The sequence below is a fragment of the Colwellia psychrerythraea genome (genome assembly GCF_000764185.1).
Lineage (GTDB): Bacteria > Pseudomonadota > Gammaproteobacteria > Enterobacterales > Alteromonadaceae > Colwellia > Colwellia psychrerythraea_B.
The window spans coordinates 396,409-417,400 of sequence record NZ_JQEC01000002.1 but is presented as its reverse complement, the minus strand read 5'-3'; the positions used below and the strand labels follow the sequence as shown (position 1 = coordinate 417,400).

At 36.4% G+C, this 20,992-nt stretch carries 20 protein-coding genes; 4 read left to right on the top strand and 16 right to left on the bottom strand.

Features of this window, described 5'->3' with window-relative positions; all coding sequences use genetic code 11:
- Positions 1–433 precede the first annotated feature (433 nt).
- From GAB14E_RS20555 to GAB14E_RS20600, 10 genes are all read right to left on the bottom strand, one after another.
- Entirely contained in the window at positions 434–1,360 is a 927-nt protein-coding gene (locus GAB14E_RS20555; protein ID WP_156115642.1) for a hypothetical protein, read from the bottom strand.
- A gap of 12 nt (positions 1,361–1,372) precedes the next feature.
- Positions 1,373–3,424, bottom strand: a complete 2,052-nt coding sequence (locus tag GAB14E_RS20560; protein ID WP_033080477.1) for an ORC-CDC6 family AAA ATPase — start codon at positions 3,422–3,424, stop codon at positions 1,373–1,375.
- 38 nt (positions 3,425–3,462) lie between these two features.
- On the bottom strand, positions 3,463–4,425 hold the full coding sequence (locus GAB14E_RS20565; protein ID WP_033080595.1) for a phosphoribosyltransferase-like protein: 963 nt from the start codon (positions 4,423–4,425) through the stop codon (positions 3,463–3,465).
- Positions 4,422–5,852 carry a DNA methyltransferase gene (locus GAB14E_RS20570; protein ID WP_052093406.1) on the bottom strand — a complete coding sequence of 477 codons (1,431 nt, stop codon included), beginning with the start codon at positions 5,850–5,852 and terminating at the stop codon, positions 4,422–4,424. Before GAB14E_RS20570 ends, GAB14E_RS20565 begins: the two co-directional genes overlap by 4 nt.
- A gap of 581 nt (positions 5,853–6,433) precedes the next feature.
- A complete protein-coding gene (locus GAB14E_RS20575; RefSeq protein ID WP_033080476.1) occupies positions 6,434–6,835 on the bottom strand; it encodes an HNH endonuclease in 402 nt (133 codons plus the stop codon).
- Positions 6,820–7,263 (bottom strand): hypothetical protein, encoded by a 444-nt coding sequence (locus GAB14E_RS20580; RefSeq protein WP_033080475.1) that lies wholly within the window; start codon positions 7,261–7,263, stop codon positions 6,820–6,822. Before GAB14E_RS20580 ends, GAB14E_RS20575 begins: the two co-directional genes overlap by 16 nt.
- A 536-nt stretch (positions 7,264–7,799) precedes the next feature.
- Positions 7,800–8,414, bottom strand: coding sequence for a tyrosine-type recombinase/integrase (locus tag GAB14E_RS20585; protein ID WP_033080474.1), 615 nt, complete (start codon positions 8,412–8,414; stop codon positions 7,800–7,802).
- Between the two features lie 16 nt (positions 8,415–8,430).
- Entirely contained in the window at positions 8,431–8,625 is a 195-nt protein-coding gene (locus GAB14E_RS20590; RefSeq protein WP_033080473.1) for a hypothetical protein, read from the bottom strand.
- A gap of 280 nt (positions 8,626–8,905) precedes the next feature.
- Positions 8,906–9,238, bottom strand: a complete 333-nt coding sequence (locus tag GAB14E_RS20595; protein WP_156115641.1) for a hypothetical protein — start codon at positions 9,236–9,238, stop codon at positions 8,906–8,908.
- Positions 9,239–9,358: 120 nt separating this feature from the next.
- A complete protein-coding gene (locus tag GAB14E_RS20600; protein ID WP_033080471.1) occupies positions 9,359–9,616 on the bottom strand; it encodes an AlpA family phage regulatory protein in 258 nt (85 codons plus the stop codon).
- 796 nt (positions 9,617–10,412) lie between these two features.
- Between GAB14E_RS20600 and GAB14E_RS20605 the strand changes: the two genes are divergently transcribed.
- Positions 10,413–11,231, top strand: coding sequence for a hypothetical protein (locus GAB14E_RS20605; RefSeq protein ID WP_033080470.1), 819 nt, complete (start codon positions 10,413–10,415; stop codon positions 11,229–11,231).
- A 230-nt stretch (positions 11,232–11,461) separates the two neighbouring features.
- Here GAB14E_RS20605 and GAB14E_RS20610 read toward each other — a convergent pair whose 3' ends face one another.
- The 6 genes from GAB14E_RS20610 to GAB14E_RS20630 all read right to left on the bottom strand — a co-directional run bounded on the left by GAB14E_RS20610 (position 11,462) and on the right by GAB14E_RS20630 (position 17,874).
- Positions 11,462–12,676 carry a tyrosine-type recombinase/integrase gene (locus tag GAB14E_RS20610; RefSeq protein WP_033080469.1) on the bottom strand — a complete coding sequence of 405 codons (1,215 nt, stop codon included), beginning with the start codon at positions 12,674–12,676 and terminating at the stop codon, positions 11,462–11,464.
- A gap of 168 nt (positions 12,677–12,844) precedes the next feature.
- Entirely contained in the window at positions 12,845–13,708 is an 864-nt protein-coding gene (locus tag GAB14E_RS20615) for a YicC/YloC family endoribonuclease (protein ID WP_033080468.1), read from the bottom strand.
- 117 nt (positions 13,709–13,825) lie between these two features.
- Complete coding sequence (locus GAB14E_RS23845) at positions 13,826–14,752, bottom strand: DM13 domain-containing protein (protein WP_052093405.1); 927 nt, start codon at positions 14,750–14,752, stop codon at positions 13,826–13,828.
- 115 nt (positions 14,753–14,867) lie between these two features.
- Positions 14,868–16,589, bottom strand: a complete 1,722-nt coding sequence (locus tag GAB14E_RS20620) for a GMC family oxidoreductase (protein ID WP_033080467.1) — start codon at positions 16,587–16,589, stop codon at positions 14,868–14,870.
- A complete protein-coding gene (locus tag GAB14E_RS20625; RefSeq protein ID WP_033080466.1) occupies positions 16,586–17,317 on the bottom strand; it encodes a twin-arginine translocation signal domain-containing protein in 732 nt (243 codons plus the stop codon). The genes GAB14E_RS20620 and GAB14E_RS20625 overlap by 4 nt, the downstream gene beginning before the upstream one ends.
- 5 nt (positions 17,318–17,322) lie before the next feature.
- Positions 17,323–17,874, bottom strand: coding sequence for a thioredoxin family protein (locus GAB14E_RS20630; RefSeq protein ID WP_033080465.1), 552 nt, complete (start codon positions 17,872–17,874; stop codon positions 17,323–17,325).
- A 186-nt stretch (positions 17,875–18,060) separates the two neighbouring features.
- Between GAB14E_RS20630 and rph the strand changes: the two genes are divergently transcribed.
- The 3 genes from rph (at position 18,061) to GAB14E_RS20645 (ending at position 20,987) form a co-directional block, all read left to right on the top strand.
- Positions 18,061–18,774 (top strand): ribonuclease PH, encoded by a 714-nt coding sequence (gene rph / locus GAB14E_RS20635; RefSeq protein WP_033080464.1) that lies wholly within the window; start codon positions 18,061–18,063, stop codon positions 18,772–18,774.
- A gap of 33 nt (positions 18,775–18,807) precedes the next feature.
- On the top strand, positions 18,808–19,473 hold the full coding sequence (gene pyrE, locus GAB14E_RS20640; RefSeq protein ID WP_033080463.1) for an orotate phosphoribosyltransferase: 666 nt from the start codon (positions 18,808–18,810) through the stop codon (positions 19,471–19,473).
- A 140-nt stretch (positions 19,474–19,613) separates the two neighbouring features.
- Complete coding sequence (locus tag GAB14E_RS20645; RefSeq protein ID WP_033080462.1) at positions 19,614–20,987, top strand: alpha/beta hydrolase; 1,374 nt, start codon at positions 19,614–19,616, stop codon at positions 20,985–20,987.
- Positions 20,988–20,992: the final 5 nt, after the last annotated feature.

Here is a 20,992-nt window from a genome sequence, read left to right as displayed (position 1 = left end):
AGAGTAAAGCAGCATATATTGTAAACAGGTCTTATCAACTTGATAGTGTTAGTATCGAAAATAACCAATGAAATCAGTTGATAGACTGTTTTTTTGATTAGATTCTCTATATTGAAGGGTAAGGTGTTATGTTTTAGCAATATCTGAGTTTCGCTCAGTAATATCACGCATGATGCCATGAATGCTTGTCTGAGATTTAGTTTCTGTATCGGAACTTGTTATATCAGCCAAGTAGCTCCATAAATTTTTAAATTGAATATATAAAAAAAGCCCTATAAAAATAAAGGGCTTTGGTATCGTTGATAGTTCTTAGTGGTTATTATTCTATATTCGCAATCTGCTTATTGTTTTAAAGCCTTGGTGTTATTAATTAGGGGGCTGCATTCGATATATGATAAAACCCTGTACTTTGCCCACCTTTTTGCCCACCAATTTAAAACTCAAAAGTATACTTCCAGATTTTGGAAACCCCTATAGAGGTTTCCTTAGAGTAGCCCTCACTAAATGGATATAAGATACTGACATTCATGTTTTCATATTCATTCAGGAATACTAAACCCATGCCTAATACTTGAGGCTTAGTAGCTAAAGGACAGAGGTATATGTGATCAAAATTATTTAAGCAATCGTGTTTTTTAATGTAATGGCTTATTGATTCAGCTGTTTCAAATGGATCGGCTGCAGGTGCGAATAAAGGATATTTCAATGTTTCAGCACTAAAGGATTCATCAGCAGCGACAGTTCTTAAAATATTCTCTTGGAACATGTCAGCTCTTAAAGATGGGAAACCAAGTAGAGGAACTATTTCTGAATTTTCATATTGTTGAGCTACTTTCGCTATTAGATTAGTATCATATCCAGCAGAAATAATTAATAGATCTTTTTTATTCGATAGCTTTGAGTTTCCCTGGTAGCCAATCACTTGCCTTGTCTCCGTGATTGTTCCTGCAGAGAATGTTGTATTTTCTTTTTTAGAATAATGATCTGGTTCACTATATAAAAAATCAATTTTCGTAAAACCCAATTTTTTAAAATATGCGAGTAAAAATAATAATTGAGCTCTCATAAAGCCAGTAGCATCAATACAAATATTTTTATCTTTATATTCATTTAACTTTATCTGCTGAATTATAGGCATCAACTGTTCTGCTTCAGATCCTTGAAGTACATTATAAACAGAGTCACCATTTGGTTTTTCATCCTCGGAAAAACCATATTCTGGAAAAACTAACCAATATTTATCTTTAGCTTGAACTTTATTGAAAATTGTATTTAATCGCTCACTTAAATTATAAGCAGATATAAACAAATCCCACTGTGGCCAATCATTGTCAAGGGCCAATTCATCTTTGTAATACATATAGTAATGCATCTAGAACCCAAACCCATTCTGTTGAGTATCTTTACTTTCATCTTCGTCTGTAGCTACTTTAAATGGCATGTTACGAGAGCTTGTAAATGTATTAACTAAGGCATCAAACTCTTTTCTTCTGTCCTTAGAGCAAATGACATCTAAAGTGTCCGGTGTGAAAGAAATAGCACCTCTTTTCTTTGCTGAAAGTCCCCACTTAGGGCAAAGAAGGCTGTTAATATGAAACTTGGAAATTAATTTTTGAGAGTTTTTCTCTTGTCTATCGGGAGCCTCTATAAATACTCTGATAAGAACGCCCCATCTTAAAATATCCCTTGTTTCATCAGAGACTAGGGATTCATCAACTGTAAATGATGATGCAGAGCATTCGACAGGTTTATCGGCATACATTTCAATTCTTAATATTTCACAAATATTAGCTAAAGCGTCAAGAACCCTATTTCCCAGTACCCCTTCACAAGAGCATTCATTATGAAACCAATTGGCGGCTTCCATTAATGAAATTTTTTGTGATTTTATTGAGATTGGAGTTGAACCAGAAAAAGGAACATTACCGGCAAACACCTCATTTTTATATATATTCCTTAGCGCGGTTAATATATGCCGAGGAAACCCCTTAGTAACAAGTAGTAAATTTTCTAAACCTAAATATTGCTCAATATTCTTTTGACTTTTTGCTCTTAGGGAGGATGCTAGGTAGTTGTTTTTATAGTAATTTATTTTTTTGTGAATGAGTGAGTTATTTGACCTTGAATCGATATATTTGTATGCTAGCTCTTTGGTTTTTTTAGCTTCACTTACAAGTTCTTCAGGTGTTCTAGCTGCATCTTTCCAGTACTGTGAGAATAAATGAATACTGGCTGCTTCAACCAATGGAGCAGCTCTATTTGATAAGTAAGATACAATTATTTCCGCTGTCTTATCGGGAAGTCTTTTACTAGAAATTCTATTTTTCATAGCCGTCATATGTGATGACTTTTCTTCATTTTCAGGCTGCTTTAATGCTAAAACGGAATTTAAATCGGGTTCTTCGAATAAGCTATTTAAGAACGTTTTTTTCGCCTTGATATTATCCCCAAAAATATCTAAATGTTTTTGAGATTTCGAAATAAAACCAGACTTCTCAAGTCGGTTAATTATTAAGTTTATTGCAAATAACTCATAGTCAGACTTATCGTGTAATATGTTATCAAGTTTTGTTATTTCATACTCATGACCTTCTCTATTTTCTTCATTTGAACCAAGGGTTTTGAAAGTTTTAATTCCATACCCTCGAGCCCCTAGCCGAAAAGAGCAAGGAAGTTGTTTCTCTCTAAGTAGTGTATTTATATATTTTTGCTGTTCAGGATTAATATTCTCTAATTCATCTATAAGGTATAAGAATGTGATTTCAGCAAAACTATCTATATGAGCAGTGATAAGCTTTGGAATTCCAAAAATCAAACTACCTCTTTTCGTTAAAACTTCAAAATGAGTGTCATCCGAAAAAAATGCATTATTAACTTCATAATCAACTTTATTGGACAGCTCTTTTATTAGCTGCTGTAAACTAACTAAATTATTAACCTGGTTAAATAAATCAGTTTTCTTAAAAAATAAGGATAATACTTCTTCACAAAAAGCAGATTCATCCTCTAAAAGGGGATCAATAGCATTTATTTCAATTAATGCTTGTATGATTAAGCCGGCACACCAAAGTTCATAAGAGTATTCAAAGAGTGCACTTTTCTTCTTAGCTGCAAATGGTAAGCCTTCAAAACGCTCTCCATTTAAGCCACTTGCTTGAAAATAAATTCCAAAATAGCCATCATTTTTTATACCTTCCAAAATAGAATGACTATTCCTGACCATTTGAGAGTTATATGAAAAATATCTCATTAAATGAGTTTTTCCGCTCCCTTTGCCTCCTAAAATATATTGAGAAACTTTATGAGTAGGACAAAAAAAATCGGCAAATCCACCTTGCGAATCCACCCATTGCTCATTAATTTCAGCATCATTGAGATCATTGGCTTTTAATGTTGTAAATGGGTTCTTCTGTAATAAATCCACTTGGGCCTCTTATTTTCCTAGTATGTTGTACCGATAAGTTAATATTTCTGATATCTCTTGAACAAAGGCGTCCAAGTAGCGGTTTCGCCCCAAATGATTGGTAAAGTGTTATCTGGAGTATTGTGGGCGAAGCCTAATAGTAACTGGCTACTTTTATAGCCTAAAGCATGCTCTTGTGAATTTAAAAGGTTTATTCCATATTTCTCACAAAAAGCCTTGGCAAAATCTTTGGATATAGGAAGTTCAGCTTCCCCCTTAAATTGCCTAGCTTCATCAGAAAAGCACTTGAACGATTCATCTAGCTCAAAAATACAACCAACTTCATCAAAATGAGTATTTTTCCTTATATTCTTCATTCCATGTGCAGTCGAAAATAAAGAGAAATAGCATATCTTAATTGTTGGGTCTAAAGCTTTAATTTCAGACAATAGTGTTTTAGAGTACTCAATTGCTTGAGTGCCACTGCCACAAACATCATCTAAAAAAATATATCTTCTAATTTTAGAATTTTTTAATCTTAAAGTAACTTGTTGATTGACAGGCGAACGAGCCATTGAAATTATTTCATGACTATGTAAAAAATCATCTTTACTCAAATTATTTTCTTGTCGAAAGAAATAGAGCAAGTGAGTTCCACTCTCTGAAGGGTTTCCAATCCCTAAAAACCTTGTTTCTGATAAATCTTTTTTTATGCTGCTCTGTATATCTCGGAGTAATTTAGTATCTTGATTTTGTCTTCTAATTGTTTGTACAAGTGGCTTTAGGAATTTATCTCTATACAATGATTTCAATAACTCTCTAATTTCTCGTGTACCAAAATACATAAAATTGCTAACTAGATATAAGGCATGAGTTTGTTCACATTTACTCGGATCATCATTAGTCTGGAAGTTTTCTAACCACTTATTAAGACTTATACCACCAACTTTATCTTCCCAAATATTTTGAGAAAGTTTAGTTATTTTAATTTCTAATTGTTCTTTAAAGTCGAATTCATTCATTTTTTGAAAACCAAAATCCATTCTGAATTAATAACGCTAGCAGTTTTATTCCTTTTAGTCATGAGCCCTCTTGAGTGTATTTCATCAACTAATACCAATTCGGTTTTAAATCCTGTTTGTTCAGCCAAAAGCCTAATGAATTTTTGCGTCTCAAAAGGTTCACCGCACACTTCATTATTTCCAATGACTATAGTGCAATATTTGTCTGTTTTTAATACCCTATACATTTCAGCTATTGCTGATTTCATTTCTAAAAGATAATTGCCATTTATATGAGCCCGTAAAGGATTTTTTTCCCAAATTCGTTCTAACACTCTGTCTATTTCTTCGATAGAAAGCTGAATTATATCTTTATATTCAGATTTACTATAATGCTCTCTTCCAATATTCAACCGCTCATAGTCACGTAGAGTGTTTTTTTCACAAAAGCCAAGCCACCCAAGATTTAAAGAAGAAGATCTAACATATTTTTGTGCTCCAGCATAAGGCGGAGATGTCACTATAAAGTCAACGGAGTTTGCTTTGAGTGGTTCTGAATTAGGGGATAATGAGCTAGATATTTTTCTTGCATCTTTGGAAATTACCTCACATTTAAGGGATTCAGTATCCACTTGTTCAAGTAAATCTATTCTTTTTATATTTTGTTCTATATGCTTTTCAAATACGGATAGCACATCTGTATTTTCAACCGAAAGTAGCTGCTTTTCTGCTTTTTCTTTCGTTGTAGGGTCGTTATATTTGCTCGGTTTAATTTTTACTGGCACGCTCAAGTTAGGATCAGAAAAACTAACCTTTTTAATTATGCTAGAAAAAGTAGCCTTGAAAAAATCTTTTTCATTACTTTCTGGTAAACCCTCTATCGCTCTAATCAATTTAGACAAATGTAATTGAGTCTTTTTTGGGAACCAATGATCAATATTAGTCACGTTTAAAGGAGCGAACTTTCTTAACCTTTTAGCTTTAGCAACAATATTATTTTTTTGACTTCTGATTACGTTGCTATCCAGCTTTGTAGTTTTAACTTTCGCAATTAAGCGAGCTAGAGGGTTAGCATCGCAGCCTAGGCTGTTATGACCTGACAACATGGATTCCAAGAGAACAGTACCAGAGCCACAGAAAGGGTCTAATACTACACTTCCTTTTTCTGGAAGAAGAATTTTAGAATTCAAAAAAAAGATAGGTATATGTTTTAATAGTTTAGCAGGGTAACTATGAATATAGTGTGTGTATGAATCAGAATATGGAATCCAATTCACTAACTCCCTAAAATCTACCTCTATAGGTAGACCATCAGTTTTGAATTTATTAAAAAGCCTACTTAATTCCGCATCAATTTCTTCGTGATGTGAGATTGCAACGCTTTCATCAGAAGGTTTTGAGCTACTATAATTGGATTGCACGGAATCCTGTGGGAAATCAAAGCTCATTGAACATTCATGAATATATTATTTTTATGTGCCTCAATATATCATTTGTTTGACTATATGTCCTTTCGTCAATGCTCATTTATTTTTCTTTTTTCTTTATTCATTTTCAATTGTACTCTCTAATTAAGACGCTAATTTTTTGAATTGATATATTAAGATTTAAACCAGCTTATATGGCTTAAGCCACGAAAAAATGCTTATTTCTGTTGAGCTATTTTTAAGTGGGTATAAATGTGACGTGTCACACCCCAACAATTACGCCTCGATCTTGGTGGGGTCAGAAACTTTTTAATGCGCGCACGTAAAAAAAATCCTGAGGGTACGGTCACCATGCTATAGGCTCTAGAGATTTTACCTCCCCCCCCTATGCAGCCCTTGTTAATAAAGGGTCTAATATAATAGACTCATTATCGTGCGATTCTCAACGGGTTGAATAATTCATCAATTATAAGATGATTTTTACTGTTTTTAGGCTAAAAAAGGGTTTTTTTTGTATCTTTTTAGGTGCAATTAACTGCTTTATCAACTGTTATTTTACTTATCAGGTACTAATAGACACTGATTGATAGATATACTTGAAGCTAGATGGTACTTAAATCAACCTTCCTTTTATGCTTCTCATTAGCTGTTTTAACCTTGTGGCACTCTATGCAAATAGCTTCTAAATTGCTTTCAGCATCACTACCACCAAGAGCTTTAGCAATTATATGATCGACTTGTTTAGCTGGTGTTGCAACATTGTTGCGTAAGCATGGTTGGCATAGGTTCTTATCACGGATTAAAACTTGTTCCCTAATAACCCTCCATTGTGAGCCGTAACCTCGTTGATCAGTTGTTCGCCCTTTGTGGTGATGTGACCAGCGTTTTGTTGCTGCGGAGCCTTGGCACTTATCACAATAGCCAGAGCCGTAATGAATGCCAACTCTACAACTTCTACAAGGGCGACCTGTTTTACGCGAAGCCACTGTTATCTTAGCTGCCATTGGCAGGAATCTAGACAAACATAGCCTTCTAACTTACCAATCTTTCCGGATTGAAGAAGACGCGTGCCTGTTACCGCAACGTCTCCCGCTAGAAGTTGAGCGTCTTCTACAACAATAGTCCGCTTTCTTCCTTTGTTATCAACGTAATCAATAATACTCCCAAGATTTCCTCCTAGTTTTGCTAATGCATACTCTAATACTGATTTATCTCTTTTTGCTTCTAGTTCGGCATGAGTAAGATTTAAGGCAAGGTTAGTATCTATCAACCTCCGGATTAATGTTTTACTTTCTTCACCGATATCCAAGTCTAGAAATTTCACTAGGTCATCCGAACGTTCAACAATATTATCCCACTCACAACATCGATCGAGAATTTCTGAATGGACTTGATCTGCTTCAATAGCTCTGTTCTTAAGTTCTAATAACATTTTTGTAATCTCCCTTGATGGTGGTAATTAGTTTTCAATGAATTTTTATGCTGCACATAATCACAAGTTGATTAAAGTGACACAGAAAAATCCCGTTTTCGTCTGACCAAGAATCAAGGCCATTATTTACGACAAGAACTCACTCTAACCCCTATTCATATTGAGGTTCTATCAAAATAGTAAATGTAAACATGCTTCGCTACAGCCCAGTAAGCACGTACAAAAAAACTTTTCAGTTTTGGCAAAATTTCACGTGGACTTAGGCGTCGGTCTAGAGTGTATAAAGCTGTAGAAATCTAACCCACCCCTCCCTCTATGGAATAGAGCTATTTAATCACAGTTAAATTGATTCAATCTTTGTTTCTCCTAGCAAATATCCAATATTTCACGTTGTTTCAAAGGCCGCTATTTATCAATTAGTTAATGTTTAAACTAGACCTAACGAATCAACTTTATCCGTGTGTTTTTTAGGTCTGGTATTATTTAGTAGAATCAATAACTTAAGGTGCCTTTAGGATGTAACTTATAAACTGTCTTTAATCAGGTTTTTTACCAAACAAAGCATAATCACCAACAACGTAAGTATTAACTAAATCCTGTTCATTATTATCAATATAATTAATAGTAGTTTCAGGCTTACTATGGTTTAAGAGTTGTTGTATTTCTTCTAATGAAATCCCTGCTTGTAGCCTTAATCTAGAGCCTGATTTACGTAAAGAGTGTGTGCCTAGATTAACCCCGCCCATGTAGCCAATTGAGCGCCTCCACTTAATAACATCTATTTCAACTTCGCACATCCAGCCCCACACGGTTTTTCTACTAATAGGCTTTCTAGCTCCACCGTAGCGACTTTCAAACAAATATTTTTCATATGGATATGTTTTTCGTATTTCCTCTAAAATATTGATGGCATAAGGGGTTAAAGTAATTGTCTTTCGCTTTTTAGTTTTACCTTCAATAACTTTAATCTCACCTTTTCTAAATGATTCATCTATTTGAGCTGTGGTTAATGCCAATAAGTCACTAATTCTTAAAGCCCAGAGGGAAGTTAACTCAGCTATCCAACGAGCTTTTTTACCTCTATTTTTTTCTAATGAATTTAATATCACTTCAAATTCATCGCGGTTTCTTGCTGAATGAACTCTAGGCATTATTTCACCTCTATTTTTATGAATGGATAATTAATTTGATCTGTAAGGTTTGCAATATCAGTCGATAAATAAATAAACTAAATAGGCTTTCAATTTTATCAATGGTTAGTTCTTCAATGCTTCCTGCTTGTGCTACTAAAGCTAATGCAGTTATTTGCTCTGCTTTAGTAGCAATGGTGTCTTTTAAAGTTATTGTTTCAGTTACTGTCATACCTATTCCTTTGTCTATGATTATGTTGATTAACTAGCTAAGGGTTAACCTTCGATTAATGAGCACTTTTTATGTTTAGGTATGGTTATATATATAGGAATACGAAAACCGTATTACTGTAGTTAGTACCTACATACCTTTAAGTTCCTTATAAATAGTAATTTCTATTTTATCCCTGCTACGGTTTTCGTCTTGAAATTTACCATCGTGTACCGAAAAACGTATTGAGAGCCCTACGATTATCGTCGTGAATCGAGACGAATTTCGTATAAGGAAATTTTTATAAATTAAAGCTTCTTACAGGGGTATTACTTGGCTCTATATCCATTTCAAAGCCAATGATTTCATCAATTGATTGCCATGTTATTGCGTAGTATTGCGGAACCCCTCTACCATTTAAGAAGCCACCATATTTACTTATAACGAATAGGTTATTCGCTAATAACTTATTCTTGGCTGTTTGTAATGTCTCTTGAGATCTCCAACCTCGTTGAGACATCTGTGACCAAGGGAAGCATAGTTTTCCATTATTCCTTCCGTTGTATTGCCTAGCTGCTTCTAGTAATAATTTAACCGCATTTCCCCCAAGGCCAATGTAATCAGGGTGACTCATTACTATGTGGGGAATTCCTGCGAAGCGTTCTTTCGGCTTGAACCTTTTATTTTTTTCAGCACCCATCATTCATCCTAAAAATATTGATGACCGATTAATCTTTTCATAGTTAATTATCTATTAATCAGGCTTCTTATTAGTTGGAACTTGTTGATAGATAAAGCTGAGAAGGTCAGATAATAACCACGCCACAGAATTTTGACTTAATCGAATCCTTTTAGGATATGCCCCTTCTCTTTCTTTTTTCCATGCTTCACTACGGCTCAGAGTAGTAATTTTTTTTCGTTCTTCGTCCTTTACTAGCCGCTCAGATTCACCAGCTATTTTTAATAACTCCTGACGTCTCTCTGAAGTGGGTTGTGTGTATTGTGCTGTCATGGTGTTCCCTTGTACGTTTCTTAATGTGTGTGGGAATCCTACGCAGCAAAAAATAAAAGGTCAACTAATTTATATAAAACAATGACTTACGCCACGTTCTGTGACGATTTCATATAAGTTAGTCACGAAGCGTGACGATTTCTTCATGATTTTAGGGATTAACAAACTTTGGGTTGAACTAGGTAGGAGTTAATTAATAAATATGAACTAGATCTGTTTTAAGTCTAAGTAGAGATTAATAAATTAGATTTAAAAAAAAGAGGACGTAGGTTTGATAGTGACCTATTAAAGTGAATTAGTCAGGATTTACCTTTGAAATTGAGTTTCATGTTGTCTATGTGCAAATTTTTTGGATATTTATTATAAAAAAGTTATTTTGGGAAATTCATTTAGTTTCATGAACTTAAATACCCCCTAAAACCTTTAATTTTTATGTCCTTTCATATGTTTTGTTAAGTGGTTGTATATAAAGTGTTTTTTATGGCAGTAAAGCGAATCCAAGTTGAATAATATTGTCAGAAATTGCTATATACATTCTCTGCTTTTTTAGCTAAAAAGCTTACCTAGGCATGCTCATATTAATTTAAACAAGTTACTTGTCTACTTAGATATTATTTTTCAGCTAACTGAAAAATAACCTCTCTTAGTAGAAGTGACGGTGATAGGACTTTTTGCGTGAAGCACATTTATTAAAAGCATACCCGCGAAAGCCAATCTACTCAAAATGAGTGCATCGATGACATCACAGAAACATTAACTGAACTTTTAAATTCACAACAATGAAAGGAAAATTTTCATGGTTAATCCAATCCAAAAATTTATAATCGATTTTAAAAAAGTAATCTACGAAATAAGTAGCGACATGAAAAGAAATTCGTATGAATTAGTATTAGCTAGGGCATCATATCTAATTAATGACCGTGGAAACACGCATGCGAGGCTGTATGATAGTGAGATCATTGACTATGACGAAATAGCAGTAGACCTGATTAATTCGATAGGGGCTTGGCAAAAAACATTGTCTGTTGATAATAAAGTTACTCAAAATATACATATTCAAAATGCTTGTAAAAGTATATGTCGTCATATTAAATATGCGGTCGATTGTTATGATGAAGACATGGAAAATATTATCGATTTTGGTATGGAGATAGATAATATCCAGCCAGAGTACAGCTTAGAACTCCTTGAATACTGTGGTTTGTTTGATATTTTCTATCAAGAAGAAAACTTTCGATGGTATTATTTTTATGGAATAAAAACATCTAATTTAAAAAGAAAATACTTGGGACTTATGGCCTATATGGCAAGGCAGAAACCAGTAACTTTTGCTCAAGCCATTAAAAAGGTTCACCTTCAAGATCAAGACCATTTTTCTATTGGTTTAGCGCAGGTTGGCATATACGATTTACTATTTTTGGATGAAAAAATCAACCACAAATACAGAGAATTAAAACATAACAAAAAGCTCGATTTAATATATAAATTCAGAGTGTTGTCTCGCTATATTGACAAACACTTAAGCGGGCTAAATAATGAATTCCAGAAAAAATGGGAACTTGCCACTATGGATAATGGTAGCGTTGAACTTATGTCAGAAGATGTTTTCCTTTAATCTTAACCTAGGAATATTCACGGTGACTTCCTAAGTGTTCAGTAATATTTGGGAATCGTTAGCTATTTCATAGTTATATTGAGTTAGTTATTTAATTACATAAGCCTTTACTTAACATTCTGTTGTAGCCGCAGATTTAAAGAGGTTGCCGGTTTTAGGTTTGAGCTGACCTAATCAAGTGGACGATTAAGTCAGAGCCAATATCGAAGTGACTCGAAATAAACTTAAAATTATTTATCAATTATTGGCTCTAACAAATTTGCTATTTTTTCGTGTGCTTCTTTTCTCTCTTCAAGGTAATCATGGCGATCATAAATACCTTCAACACCTTTTAATTTATGATTTAAACATCGTTCCGCAACATGGCCTGAAACCCCTTGTGATGCCGCTAAACTTCTAAATGTTCGTCTTAAATCGTGTGGCGAAAATGGCTTTATTTCCCCCATTAGGTTTGATGGCTGAATTTTACGGCCAGCCTCATGACCAAACATCGATGAAATAGCTCTATTTAACGTATCGTCGCCCATATGAGGTTTTTTTGATGCTCGTCTAGCAGGGAATACATAATCAGAGCCGCAAGCACGCATAGATAGCTCATTTAACCATGCTAAAACTTGATTAGGTAAGGGAATGGTAATTGGTGCGCCTGTTTTACTCCTACCTTCTGGTAAGTGCCATAAAGCTTTATTAAGCTCAAATTCTTCCCACTTGGCACAACAAAGCTCACTTTTACGGACGCCTAATGTTACTAACAAGGCACATGCTAGATAATTATCACGATTAAACTTAGCAGAGTGTTTTTTAAATACGTCAAAAACTTTGGTCAATTCTTCAATAGTTAAGTGTCGGTCACGACTTTTTTCAATACCACCTGCATCTGAATACGTAAAAGCACTGGCAGGGTTCTGGCTAGTTAGATCAAGCTTAATTCCATGCCTGAATAACTGTTTTAAATAAATTAGCGCATCATTGCTCACTGTTGGTCTAGTTGTAGAGATAAGCTGAATTATATTACGTATATCACGCGCGTTAACCTCTTCTATTTTCATATCACCAATATGAGGTTTCACATCGTTAGTATAAATACGCTTCGGTATGTTCGGATATTTAAGACGTTTAACTAAATCGCTCTCATACCAATCAGCAAATAAATCATCGACTAACCTTATTGCTTGTTCCTTTATTCGCTTTCTAGCAATTAGCGGATCAGCGCCTAAGTTTATTTCTCGTTTTTTAATTGCAGCATCGCCTTTAGCATCGGCTAATGATAAATCAGGGTATTGGCCTAAAGTTATTTCCTTTCGTTTACCATTTGACGAATAGCGTAACATCCAATATGGCGTTGCTGAATTCCTTACCACTAAATACAGTCCGCTACCAATAGGGTGCCTTTTAGGCACTCCCTTTACAAAAGCTTGTATTTGTTTTGCTGTAATAGTTGCCATATCGCTTCCTGCCCACCAATGATATTTTTACGGTGATCGTTTGCTCACCATATTGCCCACCACAAATACTACAACACCTGTAAACAGATGGGAATGCGCAGGAACAAAAAAGCCCCGTAAAACGAGGCTTTAGTTGCATGTAGATGCGTTTGTGATGACTTGGAAAAGCTACTCTATATTCGCAATCTGTTCACGCATCTGTTCAATGAGTACTTTTAACTCTACCGCGCTGGCGGTAATGTCGGTATTAATAGATTTAGAGCCTAGGGTATTCGCTTCGCGATTAAACTCTTGCATCATGAAGTCTAAACGGCGACCTTGAGCGCCACCTTTTTTCAAGATTTTTTTGGTTTCGCTAACATGGCTGTTCAGGCGATCTAGCTCTTCGGCAACATCCATTTTTTGCGCTAATAAAACTAACTCCTGCTCAACACGGCCAGAGTCTAAATCAATTTTAGCATCGGTGAATTTTTCGATAATGCGATTACGTTGCCAAGCAATTACGTCTGGCATATGCGTTTGTACTTTATCGGCTTCGGTAGCTATAGCATCAAGACGTTGTTCAATCATAGCCTTAAGGTTTTCACCTTCGCTAGCGCGGGCTTCAATGAAATCTTTTAGCGCTTGATCAAAACCAGCCAATAACTCAGCTTGAATGGCACTCATGTCTGTTTCAGGAGCTTCCATCACACCAGGCCAGCGCATTACTTCAATAGGGTTAACTTGGCTGTTAAGCGTGTGTCCATTGATCCAATTAGCATGTTCAACAAGTTGCAAAGCTAGCTTCTCATTTAGCGCTAATTCACTTTTATTTGCCGGGTTGGCATTAAAGCGTAAGTTACACTCTACTTTGCCGCGATTAAGTTGTTTACGAAAACGTTCACGTAAAACAGGCTCTATGCCTCGGAATTGTTCAGGTAAGCGAAAATATGTTTCTAAGAACCTTTGATTAACCGAGCGGATCTCCCACACGGCGTTGCCCCAATCGCCTTTAATTTCAATGCGAGCAAAAGCAGTCATACTGTAAATCATAATCTTTCCTATTTTTACTTTATATAAGTTTGTTTTATAAGAATGAACAGCGAAGATTATGCCTGAGCTTAATAGATCTAGCTAGAAAATCAGGCATAATTAGTCTGCTTTTTATGATTATTGGGTAAATTCCATTTGCCCAAAGTTGGCGGAAAAATCTACACACCAAACACTCAGACCATTAAGGTCATCTAAACTTTTATTTTGTGGTAATTTTAAAGTGATGCTGGCGTTATCATAGCTTTGACCATTAATTTGTTGCCCAATTGCGAAAGCAGCAGACTCAGCATATTGATGATCGATTGCGCCGTAAAAGTAAACATCCGGCCCGCCACCATCATAACTAAATTGAGTGATTTCAATAGTGCAGTCATCAATAATTGTTGCTTTTCCTGAAACATTATGATGAAAAGTATTAAAGAAGCCACTATGACCTATTTTTCCGTGCGTTGTAGTACAACGCGTTAAGTTATCATTACTGATTTGGTTCAGTGTCAGTTGAAAATGTTCGATGGCCATTGTTACCGGCACGAGTTCTTGGTTTGCAGCGCCGCTCAGGCTGATGAGTTCTGCTATCTGTTGTTCAAAATCAGTAGCTGAAAAATCAATGCTTAAGTTAGCGGCCAATTGATGTACCGATTCTGTTATCTCGATTCCATTACTCGCATCGCCATCCAAATCTAAACTTTGTAATAAACGTAATAAGTTAACCACTTCAATTTGATTGATGTTATTCGTTTGATAGACCTCTAAAGGCGTTATATAAAGTGCGGCTAGCGTGCTGGGCAGTTCAATAGCGCCAATAGAGAAGGTGATCATCTCATCGGCTTGAAAGCTAAACTCACCAAGCTCGTTGGTTTGGCCACTTTGGCTAGCGGTTTTATAATTTAGTCCCTTTACTGCTGAGTCTAAAAAGACACCGGTTAAAGTGGTAACTGATGGTGTAGGGGGTAAGCTAGTTTGTTGCTCTGTACTCTTGTCATCAGATCCACAAGCGGTTAGCAAGATAACTAATGTACTAGATAATAATAATTTGTAGGTCATATACGGTCACCAATAATTAAGAGTTATAGTAAGATGACCTGATAATGGCAATATTAATTCACAAAAGTATCACAAACTTATTCTAGGAGTGAGTTTCAAGTATTAATTTTTATGGCTAGCTTTTAAGTGTTAGCCAATGGGCTTTGATTTTATCGGCAACTCTAAAAGCATTGGCATAAATGGTAAAAGTGTAAGGTACACTGCCGCCAGTTGGCATAAATGAGCCATCGGTAACATATAAATTATCAACTTCATGTGCTTGGCAATTCTTGTTCAGTACTGAAGTTTTAGGGTCGTTACCAAAGCGACAACCACCGGCCATTAAGTTTGTTGACGGATAACCACTTACTGAGGAAGAGACATTTTTGGCCCCTAAAGCTTCAAGCAATTTTTCTGCTTTTTGTGACAGATATTCACCCACTTCAAGGTCGTGATCATGGTAACCAATACGAACTTTGGCTACCGGATCGCCCCATTGGTCGGTTACTTGCTCATCTAAGCTGACAAAGCAATCGTCTGTTGGTAGCCAGTCATTAAACACTTCAAAGCGCAGGGTTTTGTAACTGGTAAATTCTGTTTTTAAACTTTGTTTTAGATCTTCGCCCCAGAGTAGTTTCTCATTGTCGTTTTCATCAAGGCCCCATTGTGTGCCTCGCGCTCTAGCGATGGGGTTTTGGTGGAATAAAAAGTCGATAGTGCCGCCTTTGGCTTGGCCTTTTTTATTGGCACCGGTAAAAGCTTTATCAGAAATTTGATACCAGTCTTGTAACGCTCTATTAATAAAAGGGCCCACTTGCTTTAATTCATTAACTTTTTCATCAGATAAATCAGCATAATTAAAATCACCTTGGCCAGTTCCACCACCGCTAAATAGTAAGTTCTTACCAACCTGATCGCCATTATTGGCTAGGCCTTTAGGGAATTTTTCACCTGTTGAAGTCAATAATAAACGAGAAGTTTCTACTGCCTGACAAGCCACGACATAAATTTTGGCGCTGACTGATTTTTTACGACCAATTTTATCGTAATAGTGCACACCAGTAATTTTGCCATCTTTATCGCTGGCAATTTTGTATACCTTGGCATTGGCTTTAATGGTGCAATTACCTGTTGCTATCGCATGGTTTAATAATGCGGCTCTACCACTACCTTTAGCGCCGGAAGAGCAACCATAACTGCTGCAATAACCGGAATACTCACAACTACGTCTGCCCATGGCCGGTTTCGATAATATTGCTCTAGGTACAGGAATAGCATGATAGCCAATTTTTTTCGCTGCTTGATCTATCCATGAAGACATGGGTAATTCGGCAATAGGTGGGTAGGGGAAATCGGTTGAACGTGGCTCTTGATGTGGATGTTTAACCACACGACCAGAGACGCCCACTTCACGTTCTACTTTGGCATAATAAGGTTCAAGCTCATCATAACTTATTGGCCAATCGGCGACGTTAGCGCCTTTTATGTTACCGAATTCAGATTTTAAGCGAAAATCAATAGGCTTTAAGCGATGAAAATAACCACTCATAAAGTTTGATGAGCCGCCAACTACGTTGCCATTCCACCAACTCCAACCAGAGTCACTGGTTTTTTCGCCTTGCCAAAAAGGCTGGTCATTTTCATCAAGGTACTCTTCTTCAATAACGTGCTGTTCATCGCTCAGTTTGGGGTTGTAAGCATCATGAATACTGATGGTCAGTTCATCTTTAAAAAATTCTTTTTCAGTTAACCAAGGACCTTTTTCAAGCACTAATACCTTGGCGCCAGCTTGGGCTAATTGATGGGCAATAGGGGAGGCGCCAGCACCACTTCCGATTATGCAAATATCATAACTCATGCTTTGCGGGTTCCTTGATGGGATTTTTTACGACTATTTGCCAGATGTTTATCTGCAGGTCTATTAGTATGGTCAACTTGACCGAGTAAATTAATACGGGCTCTGGTCGGTAATTCAAAGTAGCGTTGGCCTTTTTCGGGGAGTGGAAAACCGGCTTGATGTTCTAACCATTGATAACCAATACCGTTAGGATTGCCGCCATAACTTGGTGGAGCTAACATCGCTTGGAAAATATAACCGAGTAAAGTGTTTAACCAATTTTGTCCTGCGCTTGACTGGCTGATTCCGCGCAGTAACTGCTCTTTATCGGTAAAATTTAATAGGGAAAAACTTGCTGATTTTTCACTATGGGCATAACTATTTAACCAACCGACACCTTTGAGAATAAAGTCTTTTTCATCTTGCTCTGTCGGCTGTTCTGTCATTACTTGATATAAATAAGTTGTAGCCTTAATTTCCTTTGCGCTAGGGCCTGTTTTTGAACTGGGCAATAAATGATTTAGCGTGGCATCCAAAGTTAACCAGGGATCTGTTTTAATTAATTTTTTAATAGATTCATCAAGTAAATCTTGAGTTTTAGCGCTAATACTAAATACGGGTAAGCTAGCTAATGCTCCCATACCTGCGGCTGATTTAAGGAAATGACGTCTATTTTGCTGGGTTTGTTTCTTTTTGATAAATTCAGGTGTCTGATAATTTTTATCAAAAAAAGAAGTTAGCGTTGGCAAGTTGATTATTCCCCAGAATGTTGGATGTTGGTTTTAGTGGTGGCTTTGGCACTGACAGAGCTATTTTCTACCGACCACAGGGTGAGAAAACTTAACCATTGCGATTTTGAGTAATTATTATCGTCAAGAAGTTCTGCGGTATCTTTCGATAAAATCATTTTGCCTTGCGCCGTTGAAACATACATATGCGGGTATCCCAATACTGGCGGTAACGATTTCATAAAGTCATTATTTTCATTATTGTCACTGACATTAATTTTCAACAGTACATATTGGCTATGCAGCGCTTTATATACTTCAGGATTTTTAGCAAGGAAGTTATCCATTTTATGGCACCAAGTACACCAGTTGCCGCCAATTTCAATTAATACCTGTCGATTAGTCTCTTGCGCTAAGGTCAGTGCAGCGGTGGCATCTTTAAATGGGTCGCGTTGATCATCGTATACTTTGCTGTATGCGGGTAAGTCAGCGTTAATCACAGTTGATGATGTATTCGCTATTGTGATATTAGATATAAATAAGCTTAAACTGATCACTAATGTGGTGATTATCTTCATGGTGCTCTCAAATGCTTTTTGTTACTTGGGACAATTTACATGACCCTGCTTTGTTGAACTATATTTCAAAAAAGTCTGATATAGCCATGTTACTTTAAAATATAGCATTCAAAGTGTCACATCTTGATTGGTAACGGGTATAAGCATTATAATAGCCGCAATTAAATTATCATAAAGGAACACATCATGCGTCCAAGCGGCAGAACATTAGGGCAAATTCGCCCCGTAACAATTACCCGTCAATTTACTACTCATGCTGAAGGCTCTGTACTTATTGAGTTTGGCGATACTAAAGTGATTTGTACTGCGTCAGTTGAAGTAGGTGTACCACGCTTCTTAAAAGGCCAAGGTAAAGGTTGGGTTACTGCTGAATACGGTATGTTACCTCGTTCTACTCATACACGTATGCGTCGTGAAGCCGCTTCAGGCAAACAAAGTGGCCGTACTTTAGAGATTTCTCGCTTGATTGCTCGCGCACTACGTGCCGCAGTTGATTTAAAAGCCTTAGGTGAAAATACTATCTCAGTTGATTGTGATGTTATTCAAGCTGATGGCGGTACACGTACTGCTGCTATTACTGGTGCTTGTGTTGCCCTTGTTGATGCGCTTAACTATATGCGTGCTAAAGATATTATTAAAACTAACCCACTAAAACATATGATTGCTGCGGTTTCTGTTGGTATATATAAAGGCGAAGCCGTTGCTGATTTAGATTACCCAGAAGATTCTGCGGCAGATACTGATATGAATGTTGTGATGACAGATACTGGTAAACTGATTGAAGTACAAGGTACTGCAGAAGAAGAACCATTTAGCTTTGAAGAAATGCAAGCCATGCTTGAATTAGCTAAAAATGGCATTAATGAATTATTCGACCTACAAAAAGCAGCATTAAGCTAAGCTACGTTCAGTTAAGCAAACAGGAAAATAACCATGAAAGATTATCAACGCGAGTTTATTGAATTTGCTATAGAGAAGCAGGTTTTACGTTTCGGTGAGTTCACTTTAAAGTCAGGCCGAGTTAGCCCTTACTTTTTTAATGCGGGTATGTTCAAAACCGGTGGAGATTTAGCGCGTTTAGGTCGTTTTTACGCAGCTACTCTAGTGGATGCAAAAATTGATTTTGATTTAGTGTTTGGTCCTGCTTATAAAGGCATTCCTATTGCAACGACAACGACAGTTGCTCTGTACGATCACCATAATCTAGATGTACCTTATTGCTTTAACCGTAAAGAAGCCAAAACTCACGGCGAAGGTGGCTCATTAGTAGGCGCTGATCTTGAAGGTAAAATCATGTTGGTTGATGATGTTATCACTGCAGGTACAGCTATTCGTGAATCAATGGAAATCATTAAAGCACACGGCGCACAGCTTTCTGGTGTGTTGATTGCCCTTGATCGCCAAGAAAAAGGCCGGGGTGAGTTATCAGCAATTCAAGAAGTTGAACGTGATTTTGGTACCCAAGTTGCGGCAATCGTTACTTTAGGAGATGTAGTTACATATCTAGAAGATAAGCTAAAAGCGCAAGGTACTGAGAATTCAGGACTAGCAGAAAACTTAGCAAGCATTAAAAAATATCGTTTAGATTACGGTATTTAAAACGTTAGTAGCTATTAGTTAATTAAAATTAGTATTATTTGACGCCTTTGAAGCAAATTGTTTCAAAGGCGTTATTTTTTTGAGTACTATATATTTAAGCTCAATGAGTTAACTGCTCAGCAAATGAATTAGGAATGATAATGAAAAACCTCAATAAGTACGCGCTGTTATTACTATGTTTGGTAAGTTCCTTGTCCTTTGCTCAATGGCGAGAAGACTGCCTGACAATTCAGAATGACTATGTATCCCTAATTGAATCTGGCAAGTATCGATTTTCTAAGGAAATAGCCAATGAAGTAGTAAATGGCTCAGCGAGCAATGTTAACTTTGAAAAATTGTCGAGTTTTCAGCAATACCTTGTAGAAACCTATCAGGAAATTGTTACTAAAAATCCAAGAGCTGCTATGCCTTGTCCTATTGTTACGGATACCTATCAACAACTGGCGATAAAAAATCAATGGTCAAACACGCCGAACATAAGCCAGTTGGTGGCTCCATTTGAGCTTGCCCAAAATAATAATGACAAGGCAATTATACTTATTCATGGCTTAACGGATTCGCCGTTTTCTTTTCATGACCTTAGCCAGTTTTTTTTCCAACAAGGTTTTACGGTCCGAACTTTATTGTTACCAGGACATGCAATAGCGCCTTCAGAGTTGTTAAATGTTGAGTATAGTGAGTGGCAACAAGCAGCAAAATTTGCTATTGAAGATACGCTAAATGACTATCAACAAGTCTACCTCGGCGGATTATCGACTGGCGGCGCTCTTATTTTTGATTATTTAATGCAACAAAAACAGGTGGATGAAAAAATTAAAGGGCTATTTATGTGGTCGCCCGCCTCTAAGGCAAAAAATGATTTAGCTTGGTTGGCTAAGTATATTGATGTAATACCTTTTGTTGATTGGATTGATTTAGACGCCGATATAGATTTTGCCAAATATGAATCATTCCCCTATAACGCAGCAGCGCAAGTCGATGCAATAATGAGACTTGTTGTTGGTAAGGAAGTATCAGCCAGTCGACAACTGCATAACATTCCGTTATTTGTTGTTGCTAGTGAACATGACCAAACCATTGATACGGAACATACTTTACAATTGTTACTGGAATGGCAGCTAGAATCACCTCTAAAACAGATGAAAAAAAGTGTGCTGATTTATTATGGCGATAACAGTAAACTGCCGACGAAGCTAACTAATGTGATGAAGGTTATTGTGCCTGAATGCTCAGCTGAAAGTTTATGCAGTGACATTTTTGATGTGGCTCACATTGCCACCACTAATTCTCCTGATAATCCACATTATGGTATTAAAGGGCAATATAGAAATTGCGGCCATTACATTAATGAGCCTGCTAGTTATCAAGCCTGTAAAAATAATAAACAAGTTATTAAAGGGGAAGTGACAGAAGCGAATCTTAACCGCAATGTACCTATGCAAAGATTAACTTATAATCCGTATTATAAAGAGATGCTTATGGAGATGAGTAGGTTTTTAAAGGCGACAAATTAACTGGT

Bases quoted from the DNA above. Each gene is read 5' to 3' on its own strand.
- GAB14E_RS20605 (WP_033080470.1), top strand. From the start codon at position 10,413: ATGGTTAATCCAATCCAAAAATTTATAATCGATTTTAAAAAAGTAATC.
- GAB14E_RS23845 (WP_052093405.1), bottom strand. From the start codon at position 14,752: ATGACCTACAAATTATTATTATCTAGTACATTAGTTATCTTGCTAACC.
- GAB14E_RS20610 (WP_033080469.1), bottom strand. From the start codon at position 12,676: ATGGCAACTATTACAGCAAAACAAATACAAGCTTTTGTAAAGGGAGTG.
- GAB14E_RS20630 (WP_033080465.1), bottom strand. From the start codon at position 17,874: ATGAAGATAATCACCACATTAGTGATCAGTTTAAGCTTATTTATATCT.
- GAB14E_RS20580 (WP_033080475.1), bottom strand. From the start codon at position 7,263: ATGTTATTAGAACTTAAGAACAGAGCTATTGAAGCAGATCAAGTCCAT.
- GAB14E_RS20565 (WP_033080595.1), bottom strand. From the start codon at position 4,425: ATGAATGAATTCGACTTTAAAGAACAATTAGAAATTAAAATAACTAAA.
- GAB14E_RS20645 (WP_033080462.1), top strand. From the start codon at position 19,614: ATGAAAAACCTCAATAAGTACGCGCTGTTATTACTATGTTTGGTAAGT.
- GAB14E_RS20595 (WP_156115641.1), bottom strand. From the start codon at position 9,238: ATGAGTCACCCTGATTACATTGGCCTTGGGGGAAATGCGGTTAAATTA.
- GAB14E_RS20615 (WP_033080468.1), bottom strand. From the start codon at position 13,708: ATGATTTACAGTATGACTGCTTTTGCTCGCATTGAAATTAAAGGCGAT.
- GAB14E_RS20590 (WP_033080473.1), bottom strand. From the start codon at position 8,625: ATGACAGTAACTGAAACAATAACTTTAAAAGACACCATTGCTACTAAA.
- GAB14E_RS20600 (WP_033080471.1), bottom strand. From the start codon at position 9,616: ATGACAGCACAATACACACAACCCACTTCAGAGAGACGTCAGGAGTTA.
- GAB14E_RS20585 (WP_033080474.1), bottom strand. From the start codon at position 8,414: ATGCCTAGAGTTCATTCAGCAAGAAACCGCGATGAATTTGAAGTGATA.
- pyrE (WP_033080463.1), top strand. From the start codon at position 18,808: ATGAAAGATTATCAACGCGAGTTTATTGAATTTGCTATAGAGAAGCAG.
- GAB14E_RS20570 (WP_052093406.1), bottom strand. From the start codon at position 5,852: ATGAGCTTTGATTTCCCACAGGATTCCGTGCAATCCAATTATAGTAGC.
- GAB14E_RS20575 (WP_033080476.1), bottom strand. From the start codon at position 6,835: ATGGCAGCTAAGATAACAGTGGCTTCGCGTAAAACAGGTCGCCCTTGT.
- GAB14E_RS20620 (WP_033080467.1), bottom strand. From the start codon at position 16,589: ATGAGTTATGATATTTGCATAATCGGAAGTGGTGCTGGCGCCTCCCCT.
- GAB14E_RS20555 (WP_156115642.1), bottom strand. From the start codon at position 1,360: ATGTATTACAAAGATGAATTGGCCCTTGACAATGATTGGCCACAGTGG.
- rph (WP_033080464.1), top strand. From the start codon at position 18,061: ATGCGTCCAAGCGGCAGAACATTAGGGCAAATTCGCCCCGTAACAATT.